At 65.7% G+C, this 26,827-nt stretch carries 21 protein-coding genes, 1 pseudogene and 2 CRISPR repeat arrays; of the genes and pseudogenes, 5 read left to right on the top strand and 17 right to left on the bottom strand.

Annotation, left to right across the window (positions count from 1 at the left end; genetic code table 11):
• Position 1: 1 nt before the first annotated feature.
• From OG405_RS04060 to cas3, 9 genes are all read right to left on the bottom strand, one after another.
• Complete coding sequence (locus OG405_RS04060; protein ID WP_327150302.1) at positions 2 to 1,228, bottom strand: cysteine desulfurase family protein; 1,227 nt, start codon at positions 1,226 to 1,228, stop codon at positions 2 to 4.
• 565 nt (positions 1,229 to 1,793) lie between these two features.
• Positions 1,794 to 2,139: a CRISPR direct-repeat array (repeat unit 28 nt; unit sequence GGACCATCCCCGCGCGTGCGGGGCCGAC).
• A gap of 75 nt (positions 2,140 to 2,214) precedes the next feature.
• A CRISPR array of direct repeats spans positions 2,215 to 5,171; the repeat unit is 28 nt; unit sequence GGACCATCCCCGCGCGTGCGGGGCCGAC.
• Positions 5,172 to 5,177: 6 nt separating this feature from the next.
• A complete protein-coding gene (gene cas2e, locus OG405_RS04055) occupies positions 5,178 to 5,525 on the bottom strand; it encodes a type I-E CRISPR-associated endoribonuclease Cas2e (protein ID WP_327152194.1) in 348 nt (115 codons plus the stop codon).
• Positions 5,526 to 5,589: 64 nt separating this feature from the next.
• Positions 5,590 to 6,594, bottom strand: coding sequence for a type I-E CRISPR-associated endonuclease Cas1e (gene cas1e / locus OG405_RS04050; protein ID WP_327150301.1), 1,005 nt, complete (start codon positions 6,592 to 6,594; stop codon positions 5,590 to 5,592).
• Position 6,595: 1 nt separating this feature from the next.
• Complete coding sequence (cas6e, locus tag OG405_RS04045) at positions 6,596 to 7,378, bottom strand: type I-E CRISPR-associated protein Cas6/Cse3/CasE (protein WP_327150300.1); 783 nt, start codon at positions 7,376 to 7,378, stop codon at positions 6,596 to 6,598.
• Positions 7,379 to 7,388: 10 nt separating this feature from the next.
• Entirely contained in the window at positions 7,389 to 8,195 is an 807-nt protein-coding gene (cas5e, locus tag OG405_RS04040; protein ID WP_327150299.1) for a type I-E CRISPR-associated protein Cas5/CasD, read from the bottom strand.
• Positions 8,192 to 9,325 carry a type I-E CRISPR-associated protein Cas7/Cse4/CasC gene (gene cas7e / locus OG405_RS04035; protein WP_327150298.1) on the bottom strand — a complete coding sequence of 378 codons (1,134 nt, stop codon included), beginning with the start codon at positions 9,323 to 9,325 and terminating at the stop codon, positions 8,192 to 8,194. Before cas7e ends, cas5e begins: the two co-directional genes overlap by 4 nt.
• 49 nt (positions 9,326 to 9,374) lie before the next feature.
• Positions 9,375 to 9,938: a type I-E CRISPR-associated protein Cse2/CasB gene (casB, locus tag OG405_RS04030; RefSeq protein ID WP_327150297.1), complete on the bottom strand. Its 564-nt coding sequence runs from the start codon at positions 9,936 to 9,938 to the stop codon at positions 9,375 to 9,377.
• Between the two features lie 4 nt (positions 9,939 to 9,942).
• Entirely contained in the window at positions 9,943 to 11,670 is a 1,728-nt protein-coding gene (gene casA, locus OG405_RS04025; protein ID WP_327150296.1) for a type I-E CRISPR-associated protein Cse1/CasA, read from the bottom strand.
• Positions 11,671 to 11,778: 108 nt separating this feature from the next.
• A complete protein-coding gene (gene cas3, locus OG405_RS04020; protein ID WP_327150295.1) occupies positions 11,779 to 14,487 on the bottom strand; it encodes a CRISPR-associated helicase Cas3' in 2,709 nt (902 codons plus the stop codon).
• A 562-nt stretch (positions 14,488 to 15,049) separates the two neighbouring features.
• On the opposite strand from cas3, the gene OG405_RS04015 reads away from it, so the two are divergent.
• From OG405_RS04015 to OG405_RS04005, 3 genes are all read left to right on the top strand, one after another.
• Positions 15,050 to 15,370, top strand: coding sequence for a transposase (locus OG405_RS04015; protein WP_327150294.1), 321 nt, complete (start codon positions 15,050 to 15,052; stop codon positions 15,368 to 15,370).
• Positions 15,370 to 16,218 carry an IS3 family transposase gene (locus OG405_RS04010; RefSeq protein ID WP_327150293.1) on the top strand — a complete coding sequence of 283 codons (849 nt, stop codon included), beginning with the start codon at positions 15,370 to 15,372 and terminating at the stop codon, positions 16,216 to 16,218. Before OG405_RS04015 ends, OG405_RS04010 begins: the two co-directional genes overlap by 1 nt.
• A gap of 213 nt (positions 16,219 to 16,431) precedes the next feature.
• The gene (locus tag OG405_RS04005) at positions 16,432 to 17,520 is read left to right on the top strand and encodes an IS630 family transposase (protein WP_327150292.1); all 1,089 of its coding nucleotides are present in this window, start codon (positions 16,432 to 16,434) and stop codon (positions 17,518 to 17,520) included.
• Here OG405_RS04005 and OG405_RS04000 read toward each other — a convergent pair.
• The 4 genes and pseudogenes from OG405_RS04000 to OG405_RS03990 form a co-directional block, all read right to left on the bottom strand.
• The gene (locus OG405_RS04000) at positions 17,503 to 17,754 is read right to left on the bottom strand and encodes an IS3 family transposase (RefSeq protein WP_327150291.1); all 252 of its coding nucleotides are present in this window, start codon (positions 17,752 to 17,754) and stop codon (positions 17,503 to 17,505) included. The two genes, OG405_RS04005 and OG405_RS04000, sit on opposite strands and share 18 nt — an antisense overlap.
• A 31-nt stretch (positions 17,755 to 17,785) precedes the next feature.
• Positions 17,786 to 18,109, bottom strand: coding sequence for a DDE-type integrase/transposase/recombinase (locus tag OG405_RS03995; RefSeq protein WP_327150290.1), 324 nt, complete (start codon positions 18,107 to 18,109; stop codon positions 17,786 to 17,788).
• Positions 18,110 to 18,168: 59 nt separating this feature from the next.
• A pseudogene (locus OG405_RS29110) lies at positions 18,169 to 18,303 on the bottom strand (IS3 family transposase); the annotation flags it as partial.
• A 101-nt stretch (positions 18,304 to 18,404) separates the two neighbouring features.
• Entirely contained in the window at positions 18,405 to 18,707 is a 303-nt protein-coding gene (locus OG405_RS03990; RefSeq protein WP_327150289.1) for a transposase, read from the bottom strand.
• A gap of 706 nt (positions 18,708 to 19,413) precedes the next feature.
• On the opposite strand from OG405_RS03990, the gene OG405_RS03985 reads away from it, so the two are divergent.
• Complete coding sequence (locus tag OG405_RS03985; RefSeq protein WP_327150288.1) at positions 19,414 to 20,751, top strand: competence protein CoiA family protein; 1,338 nt, start codon at positions 19,414 to 19,416, stop codon at positions 20,749 to 20,751.
• Positions 20,752 to 23,127: 2,376 nt separating this feature from the next.
• Positions 23,128 to 23,655 carry a CAP family protein gene (locus OG405_RS03980; protein ID WP_327150287.1) on the top strand — a complete coding sequence of 176 codons (528 nt, stop codon included), beginning with the start codon at positions 23,128 to 23,130 and terminating at the stop codon, positions 23,653 to 23,655.
• 91 nt (positions 23,656 to 23,746) lie between these two features.
• Here OG405_RS03980 and OG405_RS03975 read toward each other — a convergent pair whose 3' ends face one another.
• From OG405_RS03975 to OG405_RS03960, 4 genes are read right to left on the bottom strand one after another with little or no spacing between them, the layout of a single operon-like run.
• Positions 23,747 to 24,148 carry a hypothetical protein gene (locus OG405_RS03975; RefSeq protein ID WP_327150286.1) on the bottom strand — a complete coding sequence of 134 codons (402 nt, stop codon included), beginning with the start codon at positions 24,146 to 24,148 and terminating at the stop codon, positions 23,747 to 23,749.
• Positions 24,148 to 24,921: an SDR family oxidoreductase gene (locus tag OG405_RS03970; protein ID WP_327150285.1), complete on the bottom strand. Its 774-nt coding sequence runs from the start codon at positions 24,919 to 24,921 to the stop codon at positions 24,148 to 24,150. The genes OG405_RS03975 and OG405_RS03970 overlap by 1 nt, the downstream gene beginning before the upstream one ends.
• Before the next feature lie 32 nt (positions 24,922 to 24,953).
• Positions 24,954 to 26,450, bottom strand: a complete 1,497-nt coding sequence (locus OG405_RS03965; protein ID WP_327150284.1) for an RNA polymerase sigma-70 factor — start codon at positions 26,448 to 26,450, stop codon at positions 24,954 to 24,956.
• A 28-nt stretch (positions 26,451 to 26,478) separates the two neighbouring features.
• A complete protein-coding gene (locus OG405_RS03960; RefSeq protein WP_327150283.1) occupies positions 26,479 to 26,826 on the bottom strand; it encodes a response regulator transcription factor in 348 nt (115 codons plus the stop codon).
• Position 26,827 lies beyond the last annotated feature (1 nt).

The raw sequence follows: 26,827 nt of genomic DNA, 5'->3' as shown, positions 1-26,827 counted from the left end.
GCTACGCACCTCCTCTCGCATCGGCCAGACCCGCGGCCCTGGCTCGTTCCACCACCTGCGGCAACACTTCCAGTAATGCATTGATATCGGACCGCTGCGACGTATGTCCAAGGGAAAACCGGAGCGACCCGCGCGCCTCCCTGGCCCCCACGCCCATCGCGATCAGTACATGACTCGGCGAGGCCACTCCGGCGGTGCACGCCGAGCCGGTGGAACATTCGATTCCCGCGGCGTCCAGCAGCATCAGCAGCGAATCGCCCTCACAACCGGGGAACGTGAAATGGGCGTTACCCGGCAAGCGTCGTTCGTCGTGCGGGCCGTTGAGTACCGAGTCCGGGACCGCCTGCCGAACCCCTGCGATCAGTTCGTCGCGCAACGCGGCCAGCTCCCCGGCCCGGGCCGGCATCTCCAGCACGGTCTGCCGCAGCGCGGCGGCCAGCCCGGCCGCCGCCGCGACGTCGGAGGTGCCCGAGCGCAGGTCCCGCTCGTGACCGCCGCCGTGCAGCAGCGGCACACAGCCCACCTGCCGACCGAGCAGCAGAACGCCCACACCGTGCGGCCCACCCAGTTTGTGGGCAGCGAAACTCGCCGCCGCGAGCCCGCTGGCGGCGAAATCGATGGGTAACTGCGCCGCCGCCTGGACCGCGTCGCTGTGCATCGGCACTCCCGCGACCCGCGCGATCTCCGCGAGTTCCCGGATCGGCTGGATGGCACCGATCTCGTTGTTGGCCCACATCACGGTGACCAGTGCGACCTCGTCGGCGTGCTCGGCCAGCGCCTCGCGCAGTACCTCCGGAGGCACGATTCCGGCGGCGTCCACCGGCAACCAGGTGACCCGGGCGCCCTCGTGTCGCTCCAGCCACTCCACCGCGTCGAGGACCGCGTGATGTTCGGTGGCACCGGCCAGGATCCGGTTACATCGCGGGTCCGCGTCCCGACGGGCCCAATAGATGCCCTTGATCGCGAGGTTGTCGCTCTCGGTTCCGCCGGAGGCCAGGATGACCTCGGAGGGGCGCGCGCCCAGATCCGCGGCGATCGATTCCCGCGATTCCTCCAGCCGCCGTCGGGCCACCCGGCCCGATCCGTGCAGCGAGGACGCGTTTCCGGACAGCGCGAAGGCAGCGTTCATCGCCTCGATCGCGACGGGAAGTATCGGTGTGGTCGCCGCATGATCGAGGTAGACCGTCGTGGGCACACCGCTGACAGCACCCGGGAAAGCCGACTTCATGACCGACAAAGCCTATCCCACCGTTGACCTGGGCATCTTTGGGGTCTCCCCCCTCTTTCTACAATTTTTCTACAAATTCCACACGATTCATAACAGTGCAGGCACCACCGACATTCCTGGATTTACTTGCCCGGATGACAGAGATGGCGCCGGCATAACCGTGGCCTTGGACGCCACAGACTGTGCCGTCGGGCCAGATGGGCCCACCCCGGGAGCAGCGAGGTTGGAGCCGACTGACCAAGTGGGGTTTCCCATCCCGCTGGTGGAAGGGAAATGGCGTCTGTCACTCCGCACACCACGCCACGCGGAATACCCGGGGGGCACTGCCGGGGTTTATATGACCGGTGCCCACGGGGCGTCCTGGCCCTGTTCTGATTCCACCCTGGACGGATGCCGCCGTGGGTTTGGACCGGGCCGAACAGACCAAGGAGTGAATGAGCTTGGCACAGGCGCCAGAGACCCGGGCGGGCGTCCGCCGCTGGTAGTCCTCATGGTCGTTCGAGGTCCATACACGGAGTCGTCTCGTTGCGGTAGGTTCGCCGAGTAGTCACGTGTCACCGATGTCGGACCCTCCCCGCGCGTGCGGGGCCAACTACCTTCCGCGAACCTGGTCCGCCGGTAGAAGACGATCCAATGCTGGGACCATCCCCGCGCGTGCGGGGCCGACGAGCTCAGGCCGCAGCCGTCGCACCGGTGCCGCGGACCATCCCCGCGCGTGCGGGGCCGACACCAGGCCGTACTTCATCTTGTTCGGATCGGTAGGACCATCCCCGCCCGTGCGGGGCCGACGTGCACGACGACAAGATGCCCGGCGTCGACCGAGGACCATCCCCGCGCGTGCCGGGCCGACATCCTGCTCGGCGCGATGCTGGTCTACTCGGGTGGACCATCCCCGCGCGTACGGAGCCGACAAAATCAGACGACCCCGAACGTAACGCCAGTGCGGACCATCCCCGCGCGTGCGGGGCCGACGCCGTCTCCTCGTCCGGACCATCCCCGCGCGTGCGGAGCCGACTGGTGGACGGAGACGCGGGTCATGCGCCAGTAGGGACCATCCCCGCGCGTGCGGGGCCGACATCGGACTCGACGAAGAAGAACACTCCAAGTCGGGACCATCCCCGCGCGTGCGGGGCCGACCTGATCGCCGATCGTGCTGTCCATGGTCTGCCCGGACCATCCCCGCGCGTGCGGGGCCGACCACTCCGTTGCCGCGGCGTAGGCGATATCGGCCGGACCATCCCCGCGCGTGCGGGGCCGACTACTTGCCGATGCCGACACTCTTGTCGACAGGCGGACCATCCCCGCGCGTGCGGGGCCGACGGCCGAGGCGACGCAATCCGCGACGCGGTCTCTGGACCATCCCCGCGCGTGCGGGGCCGACTGCACCTCGTCTATTACACGAAGCTGCCAAGCCGGACCATCCCCGCGCGTGCGGGGCCGACTGCCTGCCCGCTCTCACCCTCACCACATTTCGAGGACCATCCCCGCGCGTGCGGGGCCGACGAGTCCAGCAGGGCCTCGCGCAAGCTTGGGGAAGGACCATCCCCGCGCGTGCGGGGCCGACTGGTGAGAACAGCGGTCTCATAAGCCGTATGTGGGACCATCCCCGCGCGTGCGGGGCCGACTTCTTCTCCCGATACCGCGCCAGCGCACGGCATGGACCATCCCCGCGCGTGCGGGGCCGACCGCGCCGACTGACCTTGCCGGGTATCGGAGTTCGGACCATCCCCGCGCGTGCGGGGCCGACGACTTAAGTGGGACGTGTCGCTCGTTGCGGGCTGGACCATCCCCGCGCGTGCGGGGCCGACGCGTCACGCAAACGCGAGTTCGGCGCACTGAAAGGACCATCCCCGCGCGTGCGGGGCCGACGACCCGGAGAACCGGCGCGGCTGGATCCCGTGCGGACCATCCCCGCGCGTGCGGGGCCGACGACGTTGGCCGCCGACCACATCGCCTGCATCGCGGACCATCCCCGCGCGTGCGGGGCCGACGAGACCGTGCGCCCGCTTCCTGGGCTCGCCGAAGGACCATCCCCGCGCGTGCGGGGCCGACCAACGGCAGCATGCCGACGCACTGCCAGGTGTCGGACCATCCCCGCGCGTGCGGGGCCGACCTCTACCCCGGGATGCGGGACCGCACACCGCCGGGACCATCCCCGCGCGTGCGGGGCCGACCACCGTGGACGAGGCGGGTACCGCCTATATCGAGGACCATCCCCGCGCGTGCGGGGCCGACGCCACCGGGCAAACCGCCGGTCAAGTGCACATAGGACCATCCCCGCGCGTGCGGGGCCGACGAGCACCCCCGCCCGGCGAGTGGCTGTGAGAGGGGACCATCCCCGCGCGTGCGGGGCCGACTACCCCCTGACTGACCGCGGCAACGTCGAGCGAGGACCATCCCCGCGCGTGCGGGGCCGACCAGGGTGCGCTTGATGATGTCCTCGCGGACCTCGGACCATCCCCGCGCGTGCGGGGCCGACCCCGGCGTGCGAGAGTTCGCCGGTATCACTCGTGGACCATCCCCGCGCGTGCGGGGCCGACACCGCTCCCATCACCCTGGCGCAGTTGCCCGACGGACCATCCCCGCGCGTGCGGGGCCGACCTGGCAACCCAAATTGCCAGTCGCACAAGGCATGGACCATCCCCGCGCGTGCGGGGCCGACACTCTGTCGCAACAGCAGATCGGCGAGTACCTGGGACCATCCCCGCGCGTGCGGGGCCGACCACACTGGCCGAGCAGGGTCGCCGCGTGCTGGCGGACCATCCCCGCGCGTGCGGGGCCGACACCCTGCGGGACGCTCGGGCCGAGGCCATCGAAGGACCATCCCCGCGCGTGCGGGGCCGACGCACCCTGTCACCCAATACATGCGCGCCAGCAGGGACCATCCCCGCGCGTGCGGGGCCGACGGTGCCCGCGCTGGTGCGGCCACGCTCGACGAGGGACCATCCCCGCGCGTGCGGGGCCGACATCCCCAGCTAAGAAACCAAGGGCACCGGCCAGGGACCATCCCCGCGCGTGCGGGGCCGACCGGCGGCGGGCGGTGCGGAATCAGCGGCCCGCCGGACCATCCCCGCGCGTGCGGGGCCGACATGGCGTGCTCGCGGTAGGCGACGTCAAATGGCGGACCATCCCCGCGCGTGCGGGGCCGACTCGAGGTAGTCGACCTTGAGCCAGTGCTGCGGAGGACCATCCCCGCGCGTGCGGGGCCGACGAAAAAGGGTCCTGACCTGGGGCGGCCTGTAACGGACCATCCCCGCGCGTGCGGGGCCGACGCAGTACGGGGACCGGAGCCGGGTGAATCCAGCGGACCATCCCCGCGCGTGCGGGGCCGACGCCGGGGCAGTCGGCGCAGGACTGGCATGAGCGGGACCATCCCCGCGCGTGCGGGGCCGACGGCCCAGTAGATGAGCCGGTTGTCGAGGTCCTGGGACCATCCCCGCGCGTGCGGGGCCGACTGCCTCGTCGATGACCACGATGACGAGTGGCCAGGACCATCCCCGCGCGTGCGGGGCCGACTGCCGAGCCAGACGTCGCCAGGTACGGCGGATCGGACCATCCCCGCGCGTGCGGGGCCGACGCCCTGGCTGTCCACGTACACAGGCTCGGCACCGGACCATCCCCGCGCGTGCGGGGCCGACATCGGGGAGGGCTCTTCCCATAAGCCCTGGTCGGGACCATCCCCGCGCGTGCGGGGCCGACTCGGTATCTCCGGGATGTCTCTGATAAGTGGGGGGACCATCCCCGCGCGTGCGGGGCCGACCGGCCCACGTCCCATCTCTCGGCTGCCCCGCATGGACCATCCCCGCGCGTGCGGGGCCGACTCGCTGAAAAAGGCCGAGGTCGACACCACTAACGGACCATCCCCGCGCGTGCGGGGCCGACCGAGCTCCAGTCAGGTGTCTCATCGCCGGAGAAGGACCATCCCCGCGCGTGCGGGGCCGACACTTCTCTACCTGCGTGTTTGTTCGCCAGTCGCGCCTTTTTCATTTACTTCGGTCAGCGCGCTGCTGTCAGCTGCGTGGCCTGGCCTGGATCCTGGTTCTGTTGGGTCTTGGAGGGAGTCTTTCCGGGGCGCGGTGGGTGTTCTTGGGCGGGCAGAGAGGAGTAGTCCGTCGAAGTCGGTAGGGCGCCAGCGGTCGCGGCCGGCAGTGCGGACGGCCCAGCCTTGTTCGTTGTTGGCGGGTTCGATCATGACGGCCTGGCCGTCGCGGACGCGGTCGGCGAGTAGTTCCCAGAGGCGTTCTCGTACACGTCGGCTGGGTTTTCCGACGAAGACACCGGCATTTACTTCGACCATCCATCGGGTGAGATGGCCACGAAGGCCTGGCGCGACAGCGATGAGGACGATGACTGTCACAGGTTCACCATTCGACCTGGGTTTCGATTTCGGGTCCGATGATGGTGAGCTGTTGCTCGCCGAAACTGGGTTGCATGAGGTCGGCTTCCTTGTCTGCCCAGTTGGTGCCGCCATCGACGGCGCCGACTTTCTCATCCCACAATTGCGGTCCGGAGGGATCATCCTCGGCCCCGGTGGCGTCGAGCAGTGTTCGGACGTCGTTGACGACCCGTGGAAGCAGTTGTCGCTCGGCAATGAGGTCGCGGAGTCCCAGTCGGGCGTCGCGTTCTTCGGTGAGTTCGTCAGCGATGAGGTCGAATGCGAGGGGGATGGTGTATTCGGCCTTGTACAGGTCGGCGATGTCGAGGACGAACGACATCGCCGATCCGGTGTGGACGAATCCGAGGCCGGGGCTGGCTCCGAGACCGACGATGACGGCGTGGCAGATTCCGTACAGGGCGGCGTTCGCGGCGGAGAGAACCCGGTTGAGGTCGTCGCCGGTGGCGTGGGCGTCGCCGGCGACGTATTTGCGGCCTTGCCAAGTGATGCCGGTTCGCGAGGCATGCTCGCGATAGATGCGTCGGATGCGAGTTCCTTCGCGGCCGCGGAGCTGCTGCATGGTCAGGTCGCTGACGTTCTCGCCGGGGAACCGCATCGAATACATGGCGCGGGCGACTTTCAGCCGTTCTTTGGGCCGGGTTACCAGGTGTGCCTGCTGCATCAAGAGTCCGGCGCCGCGGGACGGACCGATCCCCGCGGCGTACATGCGTACTCCTTGTTGCCCGATCCAGCAGATTGTGGTGCCCGAATCGGCGAGGAGTGCCGCGGCGGCATGGGTGATGCGGGTGCCGGGCCCCAGCAGCATGGCCGCGACCAGCGCTGCGGGGACACGAACGGTTTCCTTCTTGTTGATCACCACCACGGCGTTCTCGTCGCGGTCGATATGGGATCGTTCGACGTAGACCGTGGATATGCGGTCTTGGAGTCGGTGCAGATCGTGGGGGTGGGCTTTCCACCAGATGTCGGGCATGTCAGGCCGAGGGAATCGGTGCGAGAGTGAGCAGCCCACATCCATATGCTTTGGAAGGTCCGATACCGGCGAGGAGGGTGGCGGTGAACCGCTCGCGGTCGGTGATCTCCAGGTGGCCCTCGAAGGTAGCGGTGTGGATTGTGACCCGAGACCTTCCCATGTTGTCTCGATCGGGGTGCCCGAAATTCAGTCGTTGACGCGCGCTGATCAGGATTTCGGGCGCGGACTCGTCCAGCTCGATTCCAGGCAGCTGCGGTTCGAACTCGGTGGAGGGGATCTGGAAACCCCACTTCTGTGTCCGGTCCAGGAACCAGGACAGTTGCGCCGCTGCTGTCCGGTGGCCGAGCCGCAGTGACCTTGTCCGGGGTCGCTGCGCTTCAGCCTGTTGCGCTTGGGCTTCGGCCCGGGCAACCTGGGCTGCTGTGCTTTTCAGCGGGGTTTTGGTGTTCTGTACTGGGCTTGCGGTGACGCGGAAGGCGTAGCGGTGTCCACTGTCGAGCTTGTCCAGGAGGCGACGGTAATCGGCGATGTCGGCGTGTTCACCGTCGGCTCCGGGCCAGCCGGCGTTCTCGATCAGGTGAGACCAGTCGGGCTTTGTCTGAGTCAGCGCGTACAGCAACGGCCGGTGTGGATTGTCGGTGTCCAGTCGCCACAGGATGCGCTCACCGGTGGCATCGCCGGGGACTCCGTGCAGGACGGCGCTGTGCATGGCGCGGGGGTTGGCGAGCAGTTTCCGGCTCTGCGCCCGCAGTGGGTTGATGCGGATGCGTGAGAGGTAGGTCATGGGGCGCCTTTCACCAGTCCAGGAGGGAGAACGGATCGTGGCCGACCGGTGGCACGCTGCTGCCGGTCTCGGCGGCGTCGGGCTCGGGGAATCCGGTCGGGATCTGCACGGTGGTGTGTCGCACGCGGCGCTGCATATACCTGCGATCGTGAAGGCCGAAGGTGATGGGCACATCCTGGCGGGTTTCGCCGCCAGCGGGATCGTCGATGGTGACCGGCAGATGCACGAAAGCTGGTTTGGTGCCGCGCAGGTGGCCGGCGCGGGCTGCTGTGTTGGCCTGCCATGGGTGCGAGGACAGTGCGGTGAGCAGTTCCGAGGCGGGTGTGCCTGCCAGGATCGGTTGGGTGGGCGGGCAGCTACGCCGTCCGAGTGCCAGTGGGAAAGCCGGCCGCTTGACCGCCGCAGCCAGTTCGCGGACGGTATCGGGTGGACCGGCGAGCCCGACCAGAAACGCAGCGTCTTGTAGGTAGTAGCGGTGCGTGACGTGGGTGTATTTCGCTGGTGTGGTGGGCCGTTGGATCCCTTTCGCGTTGACTCCGCTTTGTTTCAGCGGCTGTCCGCGGTAGTCGGAGACGGTGTGGAAGTCGCGGAGCAAGGTGCCGGGCTGGTCGGTGCGTACTCCCATGGCGAGTCCGGTCAGGGTGCTGAGATCGGCGCCGCGCTCGAGGCCGAGTGCTGCGGCGAGGAGGCCGACGACTCCGGATTTTGTCGGTTCGGTCCGGGTTTCGCGGCGGTTGAATTTACTGTTCTCGCCCCAGGACTGTAGAGGTGCGGCCAAGCGGAGCAGCAGGATCGAGGTGTCGGTGGATGCGGTCATCGGCTCAGGTATCCGCGCAACTGTTCGAGCAGTCCTTGGCGAAGTTCGGTGATTGTTACCGCGGCGCCGAAGGCGGTTTCCAGGTCTTTCTCGGTTTCGGGGCCGAAGGCGTGCGCGAACGCGGCGTGAGCGGGTTTGTCGCCCCACATTTCGATGCTGCGTCGCTGTTCTTCGGCCAGCGCGCGGGCGGAGCGTTCGGCGATGCCGCCTCGAGGTGCGGAGATCGGATTCTCGAATGCCGAGACGAGGTTGACGGGTTGGTCCTCCCGGACGACGACCGCGACCAGGGAGGGCAGGGTGCGGTGGGCGAAGGAGTTGCCGTAGCCGGTGGGCATGGAGCGGGCGAAGCTGTCGACGAAGATGTCGATCGCTTCGAGCACAGCGTCCGGTTCGCCGAGGTTGTGGTGTAGCTGGTCGAGTCCGATGCTGGCGTACCGGTAGAGGGTGGCGGAGTTGAAGCCGATCGAGCCGATCATTCCGGCGGCAGGGTCGGCATCGTTCTCGTTCGCATCGTCGACGGCGGTGTAATAGTCGAACTCGGCTTCAACCGCGTGTGTGGAGATGGCATGTGCCACCTGAGCTGCAGCGTCGACGTTGAGGGCGGGAATATCGGCGACCATGCGTCCGAACAGAGCGACGTCTATGGGGTGGTTCTGAGTGAACTGGTCGGCGACCGGCAGGTCCTTCATAGCCTTCTCGAGCGCTTGGTCGTCGAGCGCGGCGAGTTCGTCTGCTCTATCTGCGACGAGGTCGACCACTGCATCGAGTTGGCGGTTGCCAACGAACAGCAGGTAGGCGGTGTTGCCTGCTTTCTTCCCCGCGGCGATGCCGACCGGGGCAAGAACGGCAGTGCCGAGGCGTGCTGCCTTCTCGGAATCGAGAGAGGTACGTGCCTTGAGTCGTTTGGCCAGTTCGGCTGCGACCTTGCGAGTGCGGGTCCCGAGGTCTTGCTTGGGGATACGGTCTTCGAATCGCATCCGTGCTGCCCGCTTCCAGGCTTGCGAGGACACGCGGGAACGACGGACGCCGCCGTAGACGGCTTCCTTCGGGTTTCCCTGGTCGTCGCGATTGAGGTTGGCCGGCGGAACAGTCTGCAGAATGTGTATATCGATGCGTACATGCTGAGCCATGTCAAGTGCGTCCTTTGGTCTGAGTTGATGTGCGGCAGAGGTGTCTCGGTCAGCCGGTGGTGGACTCGGCGGGCTTTTCCCACCGTTGATAGCCCCGTGCCCAGGCTTTTCGGACGCGCTGCCGCCCGTCGGGCCAGTGCCAATCGTCGAGGTCGCGGAGCAGTCGGTCGTAGTCCAGCCCTTGTTTGACATCGCGGAGTTGCGTGACCAGCCCGCGTAACTGGTAGGTCAGCGTCGACACCGAAGTGGAGCTCACCATCGCTGATACACGGCGGTCCACCGCGTCGGAGCTGTACTTCTCGTGACCACGCAAGACCCGCAGGGCGAAGCCGAGGCCGACACCAGGAACGTGCATCAGGGTCTTCTGGGACTGTTGATGCAACCCGAACAACGCCAGTGCGGCATGTTCGGCGTGCTGGTCGGCAGTCACGCCCCCAAAGCGTTCCTGCTTTTCGTTGTCGTCGGGCGCGATGGTGTAGAACGGCCACATCTTGGGAACTGTCAACGTTTCACGGCCGAGACCTGACCGCAACGCGGCAAGATGTTCGCCAGGCGGCAGCTCCTGCTTTGCAGTGCCTTCGCGGATGAACCTGTTCCAATATTTCTGAGCCATATATCTATTCCTCCTCGTGCGGCCGATTGCGCAGAGCGGATGCTCGGCCGAGGGTGTCGTTGACCGAGGTGTGAAACCGGTTCGCCGCCAGTCCGAGTTTGTAGTGGTGTTCCTTGCTGCCCGATTTCTCGCTGCGGCCGTTGAACGCGGCTGCGGGGAGGGCGAACAGCGGTTCAGCGCAGCGATGAACCGCGTCGAAGGCCATCAGCTCCCATGCCTCGCGTCCGCGGGTAAGTTTGTCCTCATCACGGGAGTCCGCCGTTACGCCTGCCAGGAGTCGCCGGACCACTGGGTCGAGGGCGGTGAGTAGCTGCTCTCCCGGCCGCATCCCCTTGTTCCACGGGATCGGGGCGGCGCCCACGGATCGGCGCAGGTCGGCGGAGAGGTGGTTGATCGCGTTGACCAGCTGTTCGGCCTGCATCGCGGCGTCTATGACCACCTCGTAGGCCAGCCCCTTACCTCGCAGGGATGCCACAGGCACCGACACGACGTCATGGATCAGTTCCTCGATCACCGCGGACTGGTTGCCGTACACGATGCCGAAGGTCTCTACCTGCAGCGGATAGTCGACATCGATGATGCCCTCGGCGTCCAAACCTGCGATCTGATCGATCAGCTCACTGGTCTGCGCCGCGCCGTTCTCCTTCTCCAGGGCCAGCAGCGCGTCCAGTCCGCGCCAGGCCGCCTTGCCCGCCGTGTGCCGCAACGGACGTAGCGGAGCGGCACCGGTCCGTTTATCGGGCTTGTCCTTCCGCCACGCGGTATGGGTTTCCCATACCGGCACACCAACGCTGAACCGGTCCCCCGCGGACACCACCACTCGTGAGACAACGAGACCAGCCTGGGCGGATTCGGCCATCAGCCGGATCCGCCGTGACTGCCACGTCCACAGGTCCAGCACGCTCTCCGGTGCGCGAATCTTCCACTGCGGACCGAGAGGATCTTTCGCCCAATGCGGGGTGCCCAGTCGCTTCTGAATACCGATCGGGGTGTTCAGAAGCAAAGTGTCGTAGAGAGTTCGCCCGACCGGCATCACCACACCCAGCTGTCCCAGCGGGCCCGTGGGGTTTCCCGACGTTTTGCCCGTTTTCTCAGCATTCGGGTCACCGATTACACCGGTTTTGATGGCCGCGGTGTCCCAGCATTGCGTATGCAGCAACCAGCGCACGGCGGCATCGAGCGACAATGGCAGGGCGTCGGCCTCGGTCCGTGTCGCGAACAACGGGACGTTGTTACCCGAGGGCGCTGTGGCCACCAGCAACGCAGCCCCCTTGGTTTCACCTTTCTTCGTCCGAAGACCAGCGACCTGGCCGAACGGATGCACCGGATGCAGTACGTCGAACCGGTCGCCATACTCAGCCAGATACGCGTCGAGCGCCTCGACCTCAGCGGCATCGAAGCATCCGCGGTCGAATCGCTGCCCCCACTCTTGTCGAGACCGCGGCGACCCGAGCGCATGCAGCACGATCGGCAGCAGCAGTTGACGCAAGATCGCCGGCAGCATTGTCGGCACCTCCACATCGATGCTGACGATCCGATGGCTGTCCACCAACGCGCGCCACACCGGAAGCGCCTCGACAGAACCGTCGTCGAACCTGCAGGGCAACAGCGGAACTACCCGAATCAAGTCGCCTTCATTCACGCTCTCATCCATTCGATAAGGAACAATGTTTAAGGTGTTTCCGGAGCGTACTTCACTCGCTTGTCCGGCGGTATGGAAAACTAGAGTCATACCTTCCGGTTTGTTCCGGCAGGTATGGTCCAGAACAGTGTTTGGACTCCCAGTCGGCCCCGCAGCGGCGGGGAGTGGCGCGGTGACGTATTTTCTGTACTCACCGCGTCACTCGACACGTAGGCCGAGTTTTTCTTCGTAACGAACCTTGGCCTCGCCGACCCTCGCCCGGCTGTCGCGGTCGAGGACCAACGCACGGCTGTAGCGCAGCCATGGGTGATCCCGCCATCCGTCCAGCGTTCTCAGCGACTCCATTCCAGATCGGGTAAGTCGCGTCGGCAGCCGAAGTGTCCCGCCGAGAACGTCGTCGAGAACCTCGGCATCGACCTCACCGTTCGGCCCGAGCCGGCGCCCGTTCTCGGCTCGGTAACCGTGGTCGTCCTGCCGTACCAGGATCACTTCGATCGATTCTTCGCCGTCACGGACGCGGACGTCATCGTCCTTGACGTACTCCCCGCGGTGCAGGCCCTCCAACGTCGGGTACTCGTGCTCGCCGAGCCGGGTCAGCACGAACTGTGCCGCCGTGTCGGCCCGCTTCTGTTGATCGGCGATCCATGACTGCGACGCGTCCGCGACTTCGGATGCCCATGCCTGAGGGGTCCTCACCTGCCCGTCGTAGGCGGCGACTACCAGCTCGGGGACCTGGGCAGGAACCTTCCAGCCTTCTCCTTCGGCCTGCAGGACTGCTGCCGCGCTGCAAAGTAGTGGGTATCGCCCATAGATCGCTTCGCTGCCACCGTCGAACTGCGGTGGACCGTCTCCGCGGGGGGTGAAGCCGGTGACTATCACGGTCGGCTCACGCAGCCCCGGGGGACGGATGACTCCGTCGTGGCGGTGCATGCGTCCGATCCGTTGCAGCAATAAGTCCATCGGCGCCAGATCAGTAATCAGCAGGTCAGCGTCCACGTCGAACGATTGTTCCGCGATCTGAGTGGCAACCACGATGGACAGAGGTCGTTGCACCCCATCTTTTTTCGGGCCCAGAACATTGAGACATTCCTCAGTCACCGTGGCGCGCTCACGGATGTGCATCCGCGCGTGCAGCAGCCGCACTGCAGACCCGAACACAGACGTCAGCTCCTCGTAGACCTGCTGGGCCCGGTCGACCGTGTTGCGGATGATCAGCACGCAACCACCCTCGGCCAGGCGATCGCGCAGCAGCTCGGTGATCGACCTTCCTTCCTCGAACACCTGGACGTTGACCCGCAGGGGTTCTGCCCGCCAGGCCGGTGCAGCGGCCTGCTCGACCACCGGGCTACCCGAAGTGTCCGCCCACGCCGTGGTCACCCTCGGATACCCCGGTTCCGCCTCGACCACGATCCGCTCGAGTTCCTCGGCGCCGCGGGCACCGGCCAGGTAAGCACTGAGGAGCCGCTCGCGTTGCTGCGGCGGCAACGTAGCCGACAACAGGATGACCGGAACTCCGGCCTGGCCGAGCCAGCGCAGCCCCTCCACGAGGAACTCCGACATGTACACGTCGGCCGCATGCACCTCGTCGAGAATGACGACCTTCCCCGCCAACCCGGCCATACGTAGCATCACATGCTTGGTCCGCGTCGCCGCCAGCAACAATTGATCGATCGTGCCGACCACGAAGGGCGCCAGCAATCCTCGTTTCGCTCCGAGGAACCATTCGGCCGGCACCGTACGGACCGGCCTCTCCCACGTACACGGGTCGAACTCCGCACAGCCATAAGGATCATCGAGCCCGAACTCGTCCTCACCCACACTCGCGAACTCCGCATCCCCACCCTGAGCGGATTCGACAAGCCCTCGCCACTCCGCGTTGAAGCGACGCTTGCCGTGCAGCAACGCAACCCCGGCCGCAACATCGGCGTTTACCTTCTCCACCCATGCCCGCACTTGCGTGAACATCGGGTCACTTGTCGCCTGGGTGGGCATCCCCACGAACACCCCGTCGAACCCGAACCGCGCCGCCAGCACCTCCGCACACAGCAACGCCGTCCTCGTCTTACCTTCCCCCATAGGCGCCTCCACGACCATCAACCCAGGACGCGCCATACGCGCCGCACACTCGATCGCCACACGCTGCGACGCTCGCGGTAGAGCACCGAATCGCGACTCGAAATCGTCGGCCGAAGGCTCCGGAATCCGGCCCCATCCGCGAGCCAGGCCGATTGCTTCCCATGCCTTCTCAGCTCTCGCGCGTGCCCCTTTGACGTTGACCTGGTCCAAACGATCAAGGCCCGGGAAGTGCTCCCCACTTGCGATCCAATCGGCCATAATGATGAACCCGCTCAACGCCAACTGCAGCGCTCGCGACGGCACAACCCGCGGCTCCAAATCAAAAAGCTCGCCACACCCCAGCGCCCGGGTATACACCGCAAGCAACGCTCGCTGAGCCTTCGGCCAATCACCCGTACCCCGCAACTCAGGCTCACGACGCCGACCAGGCCCCAAATCCCCCAGCGATGGAAACTGCCCGTGATGCCCGGCCACCAACGGCCACACCCAGTCTCGCTGCTCAGCACCCCACCCGGCCTCCTGAAGCAGGCTCTCCAGCACCCTCGCCCCGGCCTTCTCGTGCCTCCACCGCCGTGCTTTGACCGCGCGCTCATCCCAACCCAACCCCACGCTGCGAACCGCAGCGGCACCGTGACGGTCCACGGACTGAAACGCGGGCGTCGCCTTGCCCAGATCGTGCACACCACATAGCCATACGAACAACCGTCGACCCGCATCAACACCGCCGGCAACCAGTGACACTTGATGACGGACCGACTCCGCCAAGTACCTATCCCAGATCAACTCTGCAACAGCTGCCGTATCCAGCAGATGCGAAAGCAACAGATTCACCGTGCCACCAGCACGACCAGCAGACTTCCCCCAAATAGCGCCCAACCATGCTTCTTCGGAGCCAGACAAGTCTGGGCACCCAGCCGACCTCACATCCCCATCCACAGTCATGGCGCCACCATAAAAAGACCCACCGACACAACCAGCGGCTGACACACCGCCGGTCGCACCCCTATGCCCCGACATCAGTCATCGACAGCTGGATTTCGTCGCCACCGCTCCGTGCCGCCGGTCACGGAATAGCACTGGACTCCGGAGCCCTTCTTAGCGAACCAAGATCAACATGTGGTGCTATGAAGGGCTATATGCACCCTCTGCAGAGCGTTCCAGCAACCATCTATCCATAGTCCCGACGAAGTGAATGAAAAACACCACCCAGCACGAAAATGGCCAGTTCAGGAAGTGTCGGCCCCGCACGCGCGGGGATGGTCCTGTGCATGCCGCGTCACCGAGAACGACCAGCCCGTCGGCCTCGCACGCGCGGGGATGGTCCACTGAGGCTCACCCCGGGTAGTGGACACCGAGTTAGCAGGATCGTTGATCCTGCGGAAGGATGTCTGCTGTGTCTCGGAAACGTCGGTCGTTCACGACCGAGTACAAGGTCGAGGCTGCTCATCGGGTGATCGATTCCGGTCGCACGGTCGCCGAGGTCTCCCGCGAACTCGGCGTGCACGAGAGCCTGCTGGGCCGGTGGGTCGCCGATGAACGCCGCCGCGTCGAAGCGGCCGCGGTGCATCGTGAACAGCCGCTATCCGGTGCCGAGCGGGCGGAGTTGCTGCGGTTACGCAAACAGGTAGCTGAGCAGGACAAAGATATCGCGTTCTTGAAAAAAGCCTCGGCGTACTTTGCCGCGATGCAGCAGAACCGGCCCGGTTCGAGCTGATGGCAGAGTGCGCCGCCCCCAACAGTTTCACCAGCGGTGGCGGTGAGGACGTCGCGCGGATGGCGCGGCTGCTGAAGGTGTCGCGGTCAGGCTATTACCAGTATCGGAAACGCTGCCGGTCGACGTCTTTGACGCCTGCCGCGCAGCGCCGTGCCGATCTGGCGGTCAAGATCGTGGCGCATCACCGGGAGTCCGCCGGCACCTACGGTGCGCCGCGGATCACCGCTGATCTGCGGGAGGCCGGGGAGAGGGTCACCGAGAAGACCGTCGCCAAGATCATGGCTCAGGTCGGGATCGAGGGGATCAGCCCGCGCACCTTCAAAGTCGTGACCACGGTGGTCGACCCGCGGGCGTCGTTCCCGCCGGATCTGGTCGGTCGCCGGTTCGACCAGGGCCGTCTCGACGCGGTCTGGACGAGCGATATCACCTATCTGACCTGCGGAGAAGGTGATATGTATTTGTGCGCGATCAAGGATGAGCATTCCAAGCGGGTGCTGGGCTGGTCGGTGGCCGACCATATGCGCACCGAGCTGGTCACCGATACCCTGGACAAGGCGATCGCCGCACGCGGCGGCCACGGCCGCGGAACTGTTTTACATGCGGACCGCGGCAGTCAATACACTGCGTCGGCCATGGCAGCGGCCTGCCATCGGCATGGCCTGCACCGGTCGATGGGTGCCACCGGGATCTGCTGGGACAACGCCGGCGCGGAATCGCTGTGGTCGACGTTCAAACACGAACACTACTACCGGCATACCTACTTGACGAAGACCGAACTCGTTGCCGCGCGGTTGACAAATGGATGCACTGGTACAACACTCGGCGCCGTCACTCCACGATCGGGATGATCAGCCCGATCGCTTATGAACAATCACTCTTCGCGGCTGTTACAGCTGCTTGATCCCGTGTCCACCATTCGGGGTGAACCTCATCCCCCGCATTGCTGGAGAGCGGGGTAATCAGGTTCTAGTGCCTCGTCCAGATAGGTTGCGCCGGTATTCCGGGGTGTCGGTTTGATCGTGTGCTTGCCGACGGCGATGCTGCCCGTGGAGGTGGTGTCGATGGCCCGGAAACCAGAAGTATTCGTGCGGGAGGTGTCCCCGGAAGAGGGACGCCGACTGCAGAAGATCACCAAAACCAGCAAACAGCCGATCAGGACCCGACGCGCGATCGTGGTGATGGCCTCAGCGCAACATCAACCCGTTCCGGCGATAGCGAGGCTGATGCAGGTCTCGGAAGCCTATGTGCGGCAAGTGATCCACGACTTCAACGAACGGGGGTTCGAAGCATTGGACCCAAAATGGAGCGGGGGCAGACCGCCGAAGACCGATCGGGCGACGCGTGAACGTATCGCCTGCATCGCCCGGTGCTGCCCCCGCGACCTCGGCTATCCGTTCTCGACGTGGAGCCTGTCGAAACTCCGAGACATGCTGGCCACCAGCAAAATCGCTGATATCAGCCGCGAAACCTTACGCACGATCCTGCGCGAGCAGGGCGTGTCCTGGCAGGCCACCAAGACCTGGAAAGCAGGCACCGACCCCGACTTCACCACCAAGATGAACCGCATCCTGGACCTCTACGACCACCCACCCGCCGACGGGCGAGTGATCTGTGTCGACGAGTTCGGGCCGTTGAACCTGCAACCCCGCCCCGGGCGCGGCTGGTTCCCGGCCCGCAAGCCGCGCCGGCTGCGGGCGACCTACCACCGCGACCACGGAGTGCGGCATCTACTCGGGGCGTTGGACCTGGCCACCGGCCGTATTCACTACCGGATCCGGGACCGCAAACGATGGATCGAGTTTCTGGCCTTCCTGAAAACACTGCGGGCCCGCTGGCCCGGCGAGAAGCTGTACGTCATCGCCGACAACTTCTCCCCGCACAAACGGGCCGAAGTTCGGGACTGGGCCGCGGCCAACAACGTGGAGTTGGTGTTCCTGCCGACCTATTCGTCCTGGCTGAACTGGATCGAATCGGAACTCGCCGCGTTGCGGTACTTCGCCCTCAACGGCACCGACCACCACAGCCACAACGAACAAGACGCCGCGATCGGCGCCTACATCCGCTGGCACAACCAGCACGCCCGACCCAAACGAGACTTCGCCGTCAACTCCACAATCCGGCGCCCCGATTACCTATCCAACGTTGCTTGACGAGGCACTAGCCGGAACCGGGTGATGGTAGCTCGCTTCGAACTCGTCCGGTGATCGCCAACCCAGCTTCTTCTGGATGCGCTGGCTGTTGTACCAGCCATCGATGTATGCGAACAGGGCGTTCTCGGCCTCGTCCCGGGTCCGCCAGGCTCGGCGATAGACCAGTTCGGTCTTCAATGTGGAGAAGAAGTTCTCCATCAGCGCATTGTCGTAGCTGTCGCCGACCGAGCCCATCGACTGGGCGATCCCGTTGTCGGCCAGCCGGTTAGCGAACCGGATCGCTGTGTAGGTCGAGCCCCCTGTCGCTGTGGTGTATCAGTTCGCCATCGCGGATGTCGCGGCTCCAGACTGCGAACTCGAGTGCACCCAGCACCAGTTCGGTGTCGCAGCGGTCTGAGGTTTTCCAGCCCACGATCCGGTTGGAGAATGCGTCCCGCACCGCTGCCAGCCAGAACGTGCCCTGACCACAGGGGATCCTGGTCGCGTCAGCCACCCACAGCCGATTCGGCCGATCCGCGGTGAAGACTGCTCGACCAGATCCGGTGCCGGCGCCGCCCGCGGATCGGTTCGTGTCGAGGCGATGCGCCACCGTTTCCGCAGGAAAGCGCCCTGCAACCCGGCGCCACGCATCACCCGCTCCACCCTTTTGCGGCCCACCGAGACACCGCGGCGGGCAAGCATCGCATGCACTCGCGGAGAACCATGGGTGCCGGCGGAGCTGGTATGGATATCGACGATCTCAGCCAGCAAGGCTTCGTCGGCGATCTGCCGAGCCGAAGGCACGTCGAGGCGTTTGCACCACCAGTAGTAGGTCGACGAGGCGATCCCGAGCACCCGCAATACGAGCTCGACCGGGTGCCGGCTGTCCTTGACGAACCGCACGATCACCTCCGGGTCTGGCCGAGCTCCGAGGCGAAATACGCACTCGCCGACCGCAGAATGTCGTTGACCCGCTCCAACTCGGCGACCTGTTTACGCAGCCGCTTGTTCTCCTCGGCCAGATCGGTCGATGCTGGTTCCGATCGCTGGCCACTGGTGTCGGCTTGGCGGATCCAATTCCGCAAGGCCTCGTGATGCACGCCCAACTGCTGGGCGAGTTTGCGGATCGTCGGTTTCGGGTCCGACTCCAGATACAGTCGGACTGCTCGGGCCTTCAGCTCGTCCGGGTATTTCTTCGGTGCTGCCACGCGGGGCTCCTTCCTGGTCCTACCGGACCATGCTCAGAGCCCTCCAAGGGAAAGCGGGGGAACCTCACCACACGCCAGAAGTGGCCGACAGAACCAACACTAGGATCAACAACCATCGTGCGCCACAGAAAACCAGCGCTTGATCCTCTCGATCAATATCGTCTACCGTTCGATGTGATCGAACACACCGAATCGGTAAATCTGCCGCACTGAGGGATTCAAGTCCTACCCTGCGCCCGATATCCTGACTCATCCGCCAACTTCCGCACCCCAGCCTCGAAAGCGCGCTCCCTCCGGCACCCTGCACCCATGGCGGCCAGCTTCGCCCCGCCCGGTGACGATGGCCGAGGGCGAGAAGTGGGGCTTGATGAGCAGTCGATGTTTGGGTCGGCCCCACAGGGCTACGTGATCCTCGATCAGGGTTGCGAGCTCCGCGGCGGTGTTGTCAGATGGAAAGTTGTCGAAGATGTTGCACAACAGTTTTTCTCGACAGACGCCTCGCACCGCCGTAACCTGGAGCCAGGCCGCACAGCACCCACTCAAACCTTCACACCCACTCGGCGCCCATACCCATACAGATACTTCAGCCGTTCCAGGCTCCTTGAACTGAACTCAGCCGAACCCCTTCTTTCTCGAATAGAGCGGCCCTGCGTAGCCTTCCCGCGTCTGCCGGAGGGCTCATCGTCTATTCGACAGGGGTGTCCGAGTGGGTTTCTCCGACCAGCTCACCGTCGCGCTCGATCTCTCGTGCGGGCAGTACGTCTGCGCGCCGACAGATCCCGCCGACCCGCACGTACACGACTTCAGGCGCAAAAGCCTCGTCGGTGACAGGTCGCTGGTATGCGCGGCCTGTTTCACCGAGTTCGGCAAAGAAGTGCCCGTGGTGGTCCGCGCCCGCGTGGGCGGGCAGCGCCGACCGCACTTCGCCCATCCACCCGGGTTCGCGCCCGTCGGCGGCCGGCATCATCCTGAGACGCTGTGGCATCTGACCGGCAAGGCAGTGCTGGCCGAGTGGGCTCTCCGTCAGCCGGGGGTGGTCGAAGCCGATACCGAGGTGTGGTTGCCCCGCCGAGAACGCCGCGCCGATGTCCGCGTCGTATTCGCCGACCGCCGGGAAGTAGCTCTCGAAGTCCAAGGGGGGCCGCTGACCGATGCGGAGTGGAGCCAAAGACATCACGACTACCGACGCAACGGAGTCGTCGATGTCTGGTTCTGGCATCCCACCAGCCGTCCGCACTGGATCGTGCTCAGCGATCCCGACAGCCGTCAACACCTGTGGACATTGGACCCCGCCCAGCGGTCCGCTTCCGTGATGGTCGGAGCACCGCACCGAACCCTATGGCCAGAACCGCCGACCGAGGATAATCCCACCCACCGGGTACCGCACCTGCCGCCGTGCGTCTACGACGAGTTGCTCGCGCACCCGTGCCGACTAGACGATCTCACCTTGACCCCGCGCGGTCTCGCGATCCCCAGCCAGCTGCACCAGTCATTGACAGACGCGCTACACCACGAACGTGAACTCCTGCGAACACGTCGACGCCATCGCCTCAACCAGCACCATCATCCCACTCCCGCGACCGACCCGGTGCACATTGATCCCTCCCGGACCTCCAGTCCCGTCCCGAATGTGGTGGTGGTGGGCATTACTGGGCGCCCACCCATCGCCGACCCTGAGGCGCTCGCTCACTTGCGCTGGGTCCGGCTCCAGAACAGGTTTGTGAAGAACGGCCATCTCCCGGCATACACCGACGCCCCTCAATTCCGGCGAATCCGGAATGTTCGGCAACCGCTCACCTGCGTCAACTGCAGCCACACGCTCTCGCCAGACACTGCTCCTGGAGAAATCCCGAGCTGCCCACCGGCGCTCCAGATCGGCAACTACCAGCCACCAGCAACCAGGCGACCTGCCGCTCCTCTACACGATCCAGCAACACCATCGAACAGTTCGCGAGCCGCGTCAGCGATCACAGGCGATCGGGCTCATATTCATCGGGTCAACCGGCAGAAGGTTCCGGACACCGACCAGCTGCTGCTGTTCTGACATGTGCTCATTGCGCCGGGCGGGCGCAGGCAGCTTATATATCGAACCCGGCACTGACGCCCAGCACCGCCGACGCACCCTGTACCCGGCAACTGCCCGACGGCCGATACGAAGCGCGTCGGCGGTGGGGACGATCTCGACAACACTTACAGCTCAATCGCAGCAGCAGAACCGCCTCGGCATGGCACACTGATCACACCACCAGGCCGCCCACAACGACCCGGGACAAGCCATGGAACCGGACTAACCAGCACAGATTCCGGCGGAGTACATAACCCGCCAGTCGACCCAAATTATCGCCAACGGGCACCCCGATGACCGGGCCGACAGTATCAACACACCCGGCAGCGCCTTCCCTTACCCGTTCCCGCTTCGGGACAACCGGATGCTGCAGTACCTGATCCACAAGGCCCAGGAGATGGAACCCGTGGAAGGACGACCGCCCTATCTCTGGCTGGCTGTACACGCCTGGTACGAAGGCGCACTACAGACTGCCGGACCTACCCGACCTGCCACAATGACCCCCGGCCTCGGAAATACACCCGGATCAGGTCGCACTGCTTCACTGGCAGGACGACGGCAGAACCATCGTCAACACCATTTCGGGACCAAACCGGGGGGTAAACGGGGGGTTGGTCAAAATAAAACAGGTCAGGCCCGGTACTAGACCGGGCCTGACCTGGGGTTTCAGGTGGAGCTAAGGGGACTCGAACCCCTGACCCCCACACACCCATTCCGGTGCGGCGCGCCCATACCTCATGCTGGCCATCTTGTGAAGTCCGGCCGACAGCAGTGCGATCTGGGGGTTGTGGCGATGCGCAGGAGCTCACGGCGGGTTGGGCTCGAGTTGGCGGCTGTTCTGGCCGGTCGCCGCGAGTAGTGCTGGTGTGATGCCTACCGATCCAGCGCCGGCTGCCGAACCAGAAGCGCGCCGACCCTAACTGGAAACGGCCTACCTGGAACCGGCGGCCGGGCGGGTGGCGGCGTCCGGCTCGGGCACCGCGGTCAGGAACACCGGTTGCGGAGCATCGGCCGGCATCGAGTATGGCTCGGGTTCGGCCGGGACGTGACTGAACAGTCCAGCATTGTCGTCGTACATGTTCGTGCTCCGATCTTCGGTGTGCGCTGCCGGTGGAAGTCGCGCGGCAGGCAGGGTCGAGATGCGCGTCCCGTGGCGGTCTGACCGGCCAGCGGTCCGGGCCTTCCGGGGATACCATCCGAACCCGAGGCCGCTCCGCGCCGGACTGCCGAGTGGAGCAACCCATCGCCTGGAGGTAGCGGGACTGCGGCAGTTCGAAAGAGGTCCTGTCGGGTTCGGCAGCCGATCAGCTGCTCGACGGTGTCCTCACCATCGTAGTCCCCTCCGCCCCTGCCGCACGCCTCCCGGTCGAAAATCCGGGCCGCGACCGCGTCGTCGGTGCACGCGCCGCTTCACTCCACCGATCACGCCGGGCTTCTGCCTGGCGAGACCGCGGCACGCGCGGTCAGCCAGCCCACTCGATCGTCGCAATCGTCAGATCGGACACGAATCCACCATGACCAAGGCGTTTTCCCGGTTGACCTTGCTTTGCGTGTCCAACCGAGTACCGGTACCTGTGACGAACGACCGCCAAGTCGCGCCCAGCCGGTTGGAAATTTGACCCGCCCGGACAGCACCCCCTGGGCGCCCCGCCGGTTCCGCCTGTTGCCCGGTGCGCGGCGCTACAAATTTTCTACAAATTTCACACGGGTCAGGATGGGAAGTCAGGGGCACGAAGGAACAGCGTCGGGACCCACAAAGTGCCATCTAACTGCGCAAACAGGGAAATCATGGGAAATATTGGGCGACGTCGGGGACCTGCGGAAACGCTGTGCCGACTTCATGACCGACAAAGCCTATCCCACCGTTGACCTGCACATCCGTGGGGTCTACCCCCGCTTTCTACGATTTTTCTACGATTTGCACGCGATTCACAACCGTGCAGGCACCACCGACATTCCCAGATCCATGCCCGGTAGGGAACTCGGTGCCGGACATATCCTCTCCCCCACGCGATGTACCGGCGGAATCCGGCCCCAGTGCCGCGAAACTGTGATCGATGCCCCACCGGGCATCCTCATCGAGGGGCGGCCGCCCTCACGGTTCCCCGCGCCGAGGCGCCGGCGGGACACCACTGGCGGGTTTCGACGTAGCCGCGCCGATCTCCGGTGGGGATCGCGAGGTGACAAAACCGATCCAGGCGCCGGTGGTGGTGCGGGGGACCAGCGTCTCCGGGGCTGCTTCGGCCAGCGAAACTCGAGTATGCTCACCTGATCCCGAAACACTCACGATCTGTGGGGTTTCGAGGTCCGTGTGGTTCTTTTCTGTTGTGTCCTGCTCTGTTTCGGGAGGTCGTCGTGCGTGTCGGTCGGTTGGTATCGGTTATTGCGACGGTGATGCTGGCCGCGCTCGTCACCGGCGGCGGCCCCGCCGCCGGACAGAGCGATTACGCGCAGACCGGGCTCACCCTGCACAACCGATACCGGGCCGAGCACGGTTCCCCGGCAATGACCTCGACCCAGGACCTGAACAACCGGGCCCAGCAATGCGCGAAGTACTACGCCGCCAAGCGAGCGATCGATCACAGCTGCCCCCACAAGAACGGAGCCGGGGAGAACCTCGTCGGGGGAGAGGGCAGCTGGGACGCTGTCCCCTTTGTCGAGATGGGCACGAAGATGTGGTACGACGAGATCAAGAACTACGACTTCGACAAGCCCGGGTTCGGCATGACAACGGGTCATTTCACGCAGTTGGTGTGGAAGGCCAGTACCCGACTCGGTATCGGTTACGCCTCGGAGGGCGGCTGGACGGTCGTCGTCGGTCTCTACAACCCAGCCGGCAACGTAGAGGGGCAGTTCCCCCAGAACGTGGCACGCCCGCGCTGAGCCGGGCGCCCGACAGCTACTACGCTGCCTCGCCCCGAGGTCTCCCAACTGCTGAATCTCCGCGGTCCGAGCCGGGCCGGCCGACACCACGTCACGTCCGCGAGGGCGACACGGTCCGAAATGCGAGCACGAGCAGACCTGCCGACAGCAGGACCGCGAGACCGAGCAGCGCGAGCAGTATCGCCGCGGTCCGGGGCGCGAGGTGACCGACCATGGCCACATGGATGAGGAAGTGCGGAACGGCCCAGACCGAGTACATGACCAGAGCGGTGCGGGTCAGCCAGGGACTCATGCGGATTGTGGCCGCGCCCAGGACCACGAAGCTGGCCAGCGTCATCGCGCCGTAGTCACGCATCAGATGTTCGTTGTAGGCCATGCCCATACCGACCACTTCGAGCGCGAAGAAGCTCGCCGGGAAGAACAGCGCCCACACGCCGACGCCCAGCTGAGTCGCGGTGAGGAACCCCAGGCCCGCACGAAGCCACCCGTACATCACCGGACCCCTTCCCGCTCGCCGCGCTCGGCGAGAAATTCTTCGAAGGTGATCCGCCCGTCCGCCCGTTCCGGCGTGAGCTGCAGGCCCGCACGGAAGTCCCGGATTGCCTTGCCGGGCAAAGGTACCGCCCACACCGGCCTGCGGCGGCCGACGGCCCGCAGGTACGTACGGGCCAGGTCGGTGGCCGCACGTATCTGCGGACCGCCCAGATCCGGAATGCGTTGCCTCGCGGGACCCTCCGTGATCGCGACCAGCCGACCGGCCACCTCGGTGACATCGATCGGCTGGAAGTACACCTTCGACGGCATCGCGGTGAACGGCAATGCCCGCTGGGCGTCGCAGATCTCGGCGATCAGATCGTGGAATTGAGTTGTCCGCAGGATGGTCCACGGCAGCCCGGACCGCTGGATCAGGGCTTCGCACTCTGCTTTCGCGCGGTAATAGCCGAGCGCGTGGTCGTCGATACCGACGATCGACAGGTACACCAGGTGCGGCCGGCCCGACGCCTGGGCGGCCTCGATCAGGGCACGGGTCGCGGTCACATCACCGCGCCCGTTGGTCGTGGCCAAATGGATGACCAGATCGATACCATCGACCGCGTCGGCCAGCCCGCTGCCGGTGCGCAGGTCGCCGACCACCCAGTGGTGCGCCGCCGACTCACGTTCCGAATGGGTCAATACCCGCACTTCATGGCCCACGTCGAGCAACTGTGGCACCAGCACCCGCCCGAGCCGACCGGTACCGCCGGTGACCAGTATCCGTTTTGTCATCTGTTCCTCCGTAGTGGCCGACGCGCCTTGCACTACCAGGAACCGGACAGCTCCCCCGAATGTGACAGCCGATCGGCCTGCGCACCGAGGAACCGAAGCTTGTCCGGGTTGGCGACGATCCGGATACAGCTGATCCGACCGTCCACGATCTCTGGGACCAACACTCCGACCAGCATCGACCCATTCCGGGCCAACACCGCGGGCATGCCGTTCACTTCCCGCACCGCGAGGGTGAGACCCTCGCCGTACCGGCGCGTGGCGGTGGCCAAGTACCGGGCCACCTTGTCGGCGCCACGTACCGGCAGCCGGGCGACAGCCGAGGCGCCACCGCCGTCGGCCACCGATATGACATCGTCGGCCAGCATGCGCTCCAGACCCGCGAGGTCACCGCTGCGGGCGGCGTCGAGGAACCGCTCGACCAGGGCCCTGGTGCCGGAGGAGTCGGCCATCTCCAGTGACAGGTCGGCGGCAGCAACCCTCTTGCGCGCACGACTGTGCAACTGGCGGCAGTTCGCCGGCGACAGCTCGATCAACTCGGCCACCTCACGATGGCTGTACCCGAAGGCCTCACGCAGCACGAACACTGCACGCTCCTGCGGCGTGAGCCGCTCGGCGAGCACGAGAAAGCCCAGCGAAACGGTGTCGCGCTGCTCGACCGCTTCCAAGGGGCCCAGCGCGCTGTCGGGGGTCATCACCGGTTCCGGCAACCACTGCCCGACATACCGTTCACGCCGACTGGCCGCCGAACCCAGACGGTTCCAGCACAGGTTGGTGGTGACCTTCACCAACCATGCAGCCGGATCCTGGACCATGCCGGGTTCGGTGCCGTGCCATCGCAGAAAAGCGTCTTGAACGATATCTTCGGCGTCCGTGGCAGACCCGAGCATCCGGTACGCCAGCCCGAATATCCGTGACCGCTGTCGCTCGAACTCGGCGACGGCCACCGATTTCGAACTCTCCGGTGGGCAACTCATTGTCGGCGTCTCATCGTCGACATCCCCGACGGCGCTACCGATGTCCTCGGCCACCGCGCACCCACCGTCCGTCCTCGGCGTATTCCACTTACCGCGACACCTGGCCGCGGTGCCCGATGCTACTCGCCGTGGAACCGCCCGGACCAGGCTGCACCACCGGAACCTTCGTCCACTCGACGGAGTCATCCGCAGGTCGCCCCTCATCCCATGTTCGATGTGCCCTACCCGGGGGCGCGATGAAGGCGGGAACCGGGCCGGAGGCTCGATATCGGGAGAAGTATCGAGGTATTCGTCGAGTTCGGGCTCGACCCGCTCCGCGTGGTCCCTGGTGTCGCGCCGGAGCCGTGCCAGTTCAGTGAGTTCCATGCCGCTGCGGGCCGGGCGTTCCGCACCTGTGGCCCGAGCGGCGGCGGGCCCCGCGGCCGAAGCACCGTCTTCCAGGATGTGGCCGAACTGGTCGACCTTCTGCTCGCCGAGCCGTCCCGCCAGCGCGGTGCGCCGCCCCGACACCGACGCCGGACTCACCGCCGCCCACGACTGTTGCGACCACACCATCCGCGCCGCCGCCCGCCGGGGCCCGGTATTACGGGCCGATCCCGAGTTCTGTGAAGACGCGGTTCAGAAGTTCACTGCATCGGAACGGTTTGCGCAGGTAACCGCAGGCACCGGCCGCCATGACCGTGGCGATCTCGCCGGGGTCGGTTTCGGTCGACACGATCATCACCGGCACCGCAACCGGATTCCGCAACAGTCGGCACACTTCCGCACCGGACAGATCCGGCAGCCTCGATTCGAGCAGCACCAGGCCGGGACTCCAGTGCTGCGCGATCTCTACCGCCGCGTAACCGTTGGCGCAATGAACAACATCGAACCCGATACCTGTCAGGACGAGGACCATCATCTCGGCAGTTGAAGGGGACTCCTCCACCACC

This window comes from Nocardia sp. NBC_01329 (genome assembly GCF_035956715.1).
Classification (GTDB): Bacteria; Actinomycetota; Actinomycetes; order Mycobacteriales; family Mycobacteriaceae; genus Nocardia.
The sequence above is the reverse complement of the archived record's forward strand: the minus strand, read 5'-3'. Positions and strand labels throughout refer to the sequence as shown.

Bases quoted from the DNA above. Each gene is read 5' to 3' on its own strand.
- OG405_RS04060 (WP_327150302.1), bottom strand. From the start codon at position 1,228: ATGAAGTCGGCTTTCCCGGGTGCTGTCAGCGGTGTGCCCACGACGGTC.
- cas2e (WP_327152194.1), bottom strand. From the start codon at position 5,525: ATGGTCGAAGTAAATGCCGGTGTCTTCGTCGGAAAACCCAGCCGACGT.
- OG405_RS03975 (WP_327150286.1), bottom strand. From the start codon at position 24,148: ATGTACGGGTGGCTTCGTGCGGGCCTGGGGTTCCTCACCGCGACTCAG.
- casB (WP_327150297.1), bottom strand. From the start codon at position 9,938: ATGGCTCAGAAATATTGGAACAGGTTCATCCGCGAAGGCACTGCAAAG.
- OG405_RS03965 (WP_327150284.1), bottom strand. From the start codon at position 26,450: ATGGTGTGGTCGCAACAGTCGTGGGCGGCGGTGAGTCCGGCGTCGGTG.
- OG405_RS03970 (WP_327150285.1), bottom strand. From the start codon at position 24,921: ATGACAAAACGGATACTGGTCACCGGCGGTACCGGTCGGCTCGGGCGG.
- OG405_RS04010 (WP_327150293.1), top strand. From the start codon at position 15,370: ATGGCAGAGTGCGCCGCCCCCAACAGTTTCACCAGCGGTGGCGGTGAG.
- cas5e (WP_327150299.1), bottom strand. From the start codon at position 8,195: ATGACCGCATCCACCGACACCTCGATCCTGCTGCTCCGCTTGGCCGCA.
- cas7e (WP_327150298.1), bottom strand. From the start codon at position 9,325: ATGGCTCAGCATGTACGCATCGATATACACATTCTGCAGACTGTTCCG.
- OG405_RS04005 (WP_327150292.1), top strand. From the start codon at position 16,432: ATGGCCCGGAAACCAGAAGTATTCGTGCGGGAGGTGTCCCCGGAAGAG.
- cas1e (WP_327150301.1), bottom strand. From the start codon at position 6,594: ATGCCCGACATCTGGTGGAAAGCCCACCCCCACGATCTGCACCGACTC.
- OG405_RS04000 (WP_327150291.1), bottom strand. From the start codon at position 17,754: ATGGGCTCGGTCGGCGACAGCTACGACAATGCGCTGATGGAGAACTTC.
- cas6e (WP_327150300.1), bottom strand. From the start codon at position 7,378: ATGACCTACCTCTCACGCATCCGCATCAACCCACTGCGGGCGCAGAGC.
- casA (WP_327150296.1), bottom strand. From the start codon at position 11,670: ATGACTCTAGTTTTCCATACCGCCGGACAAGCGAGTGAAGTACGCTCC.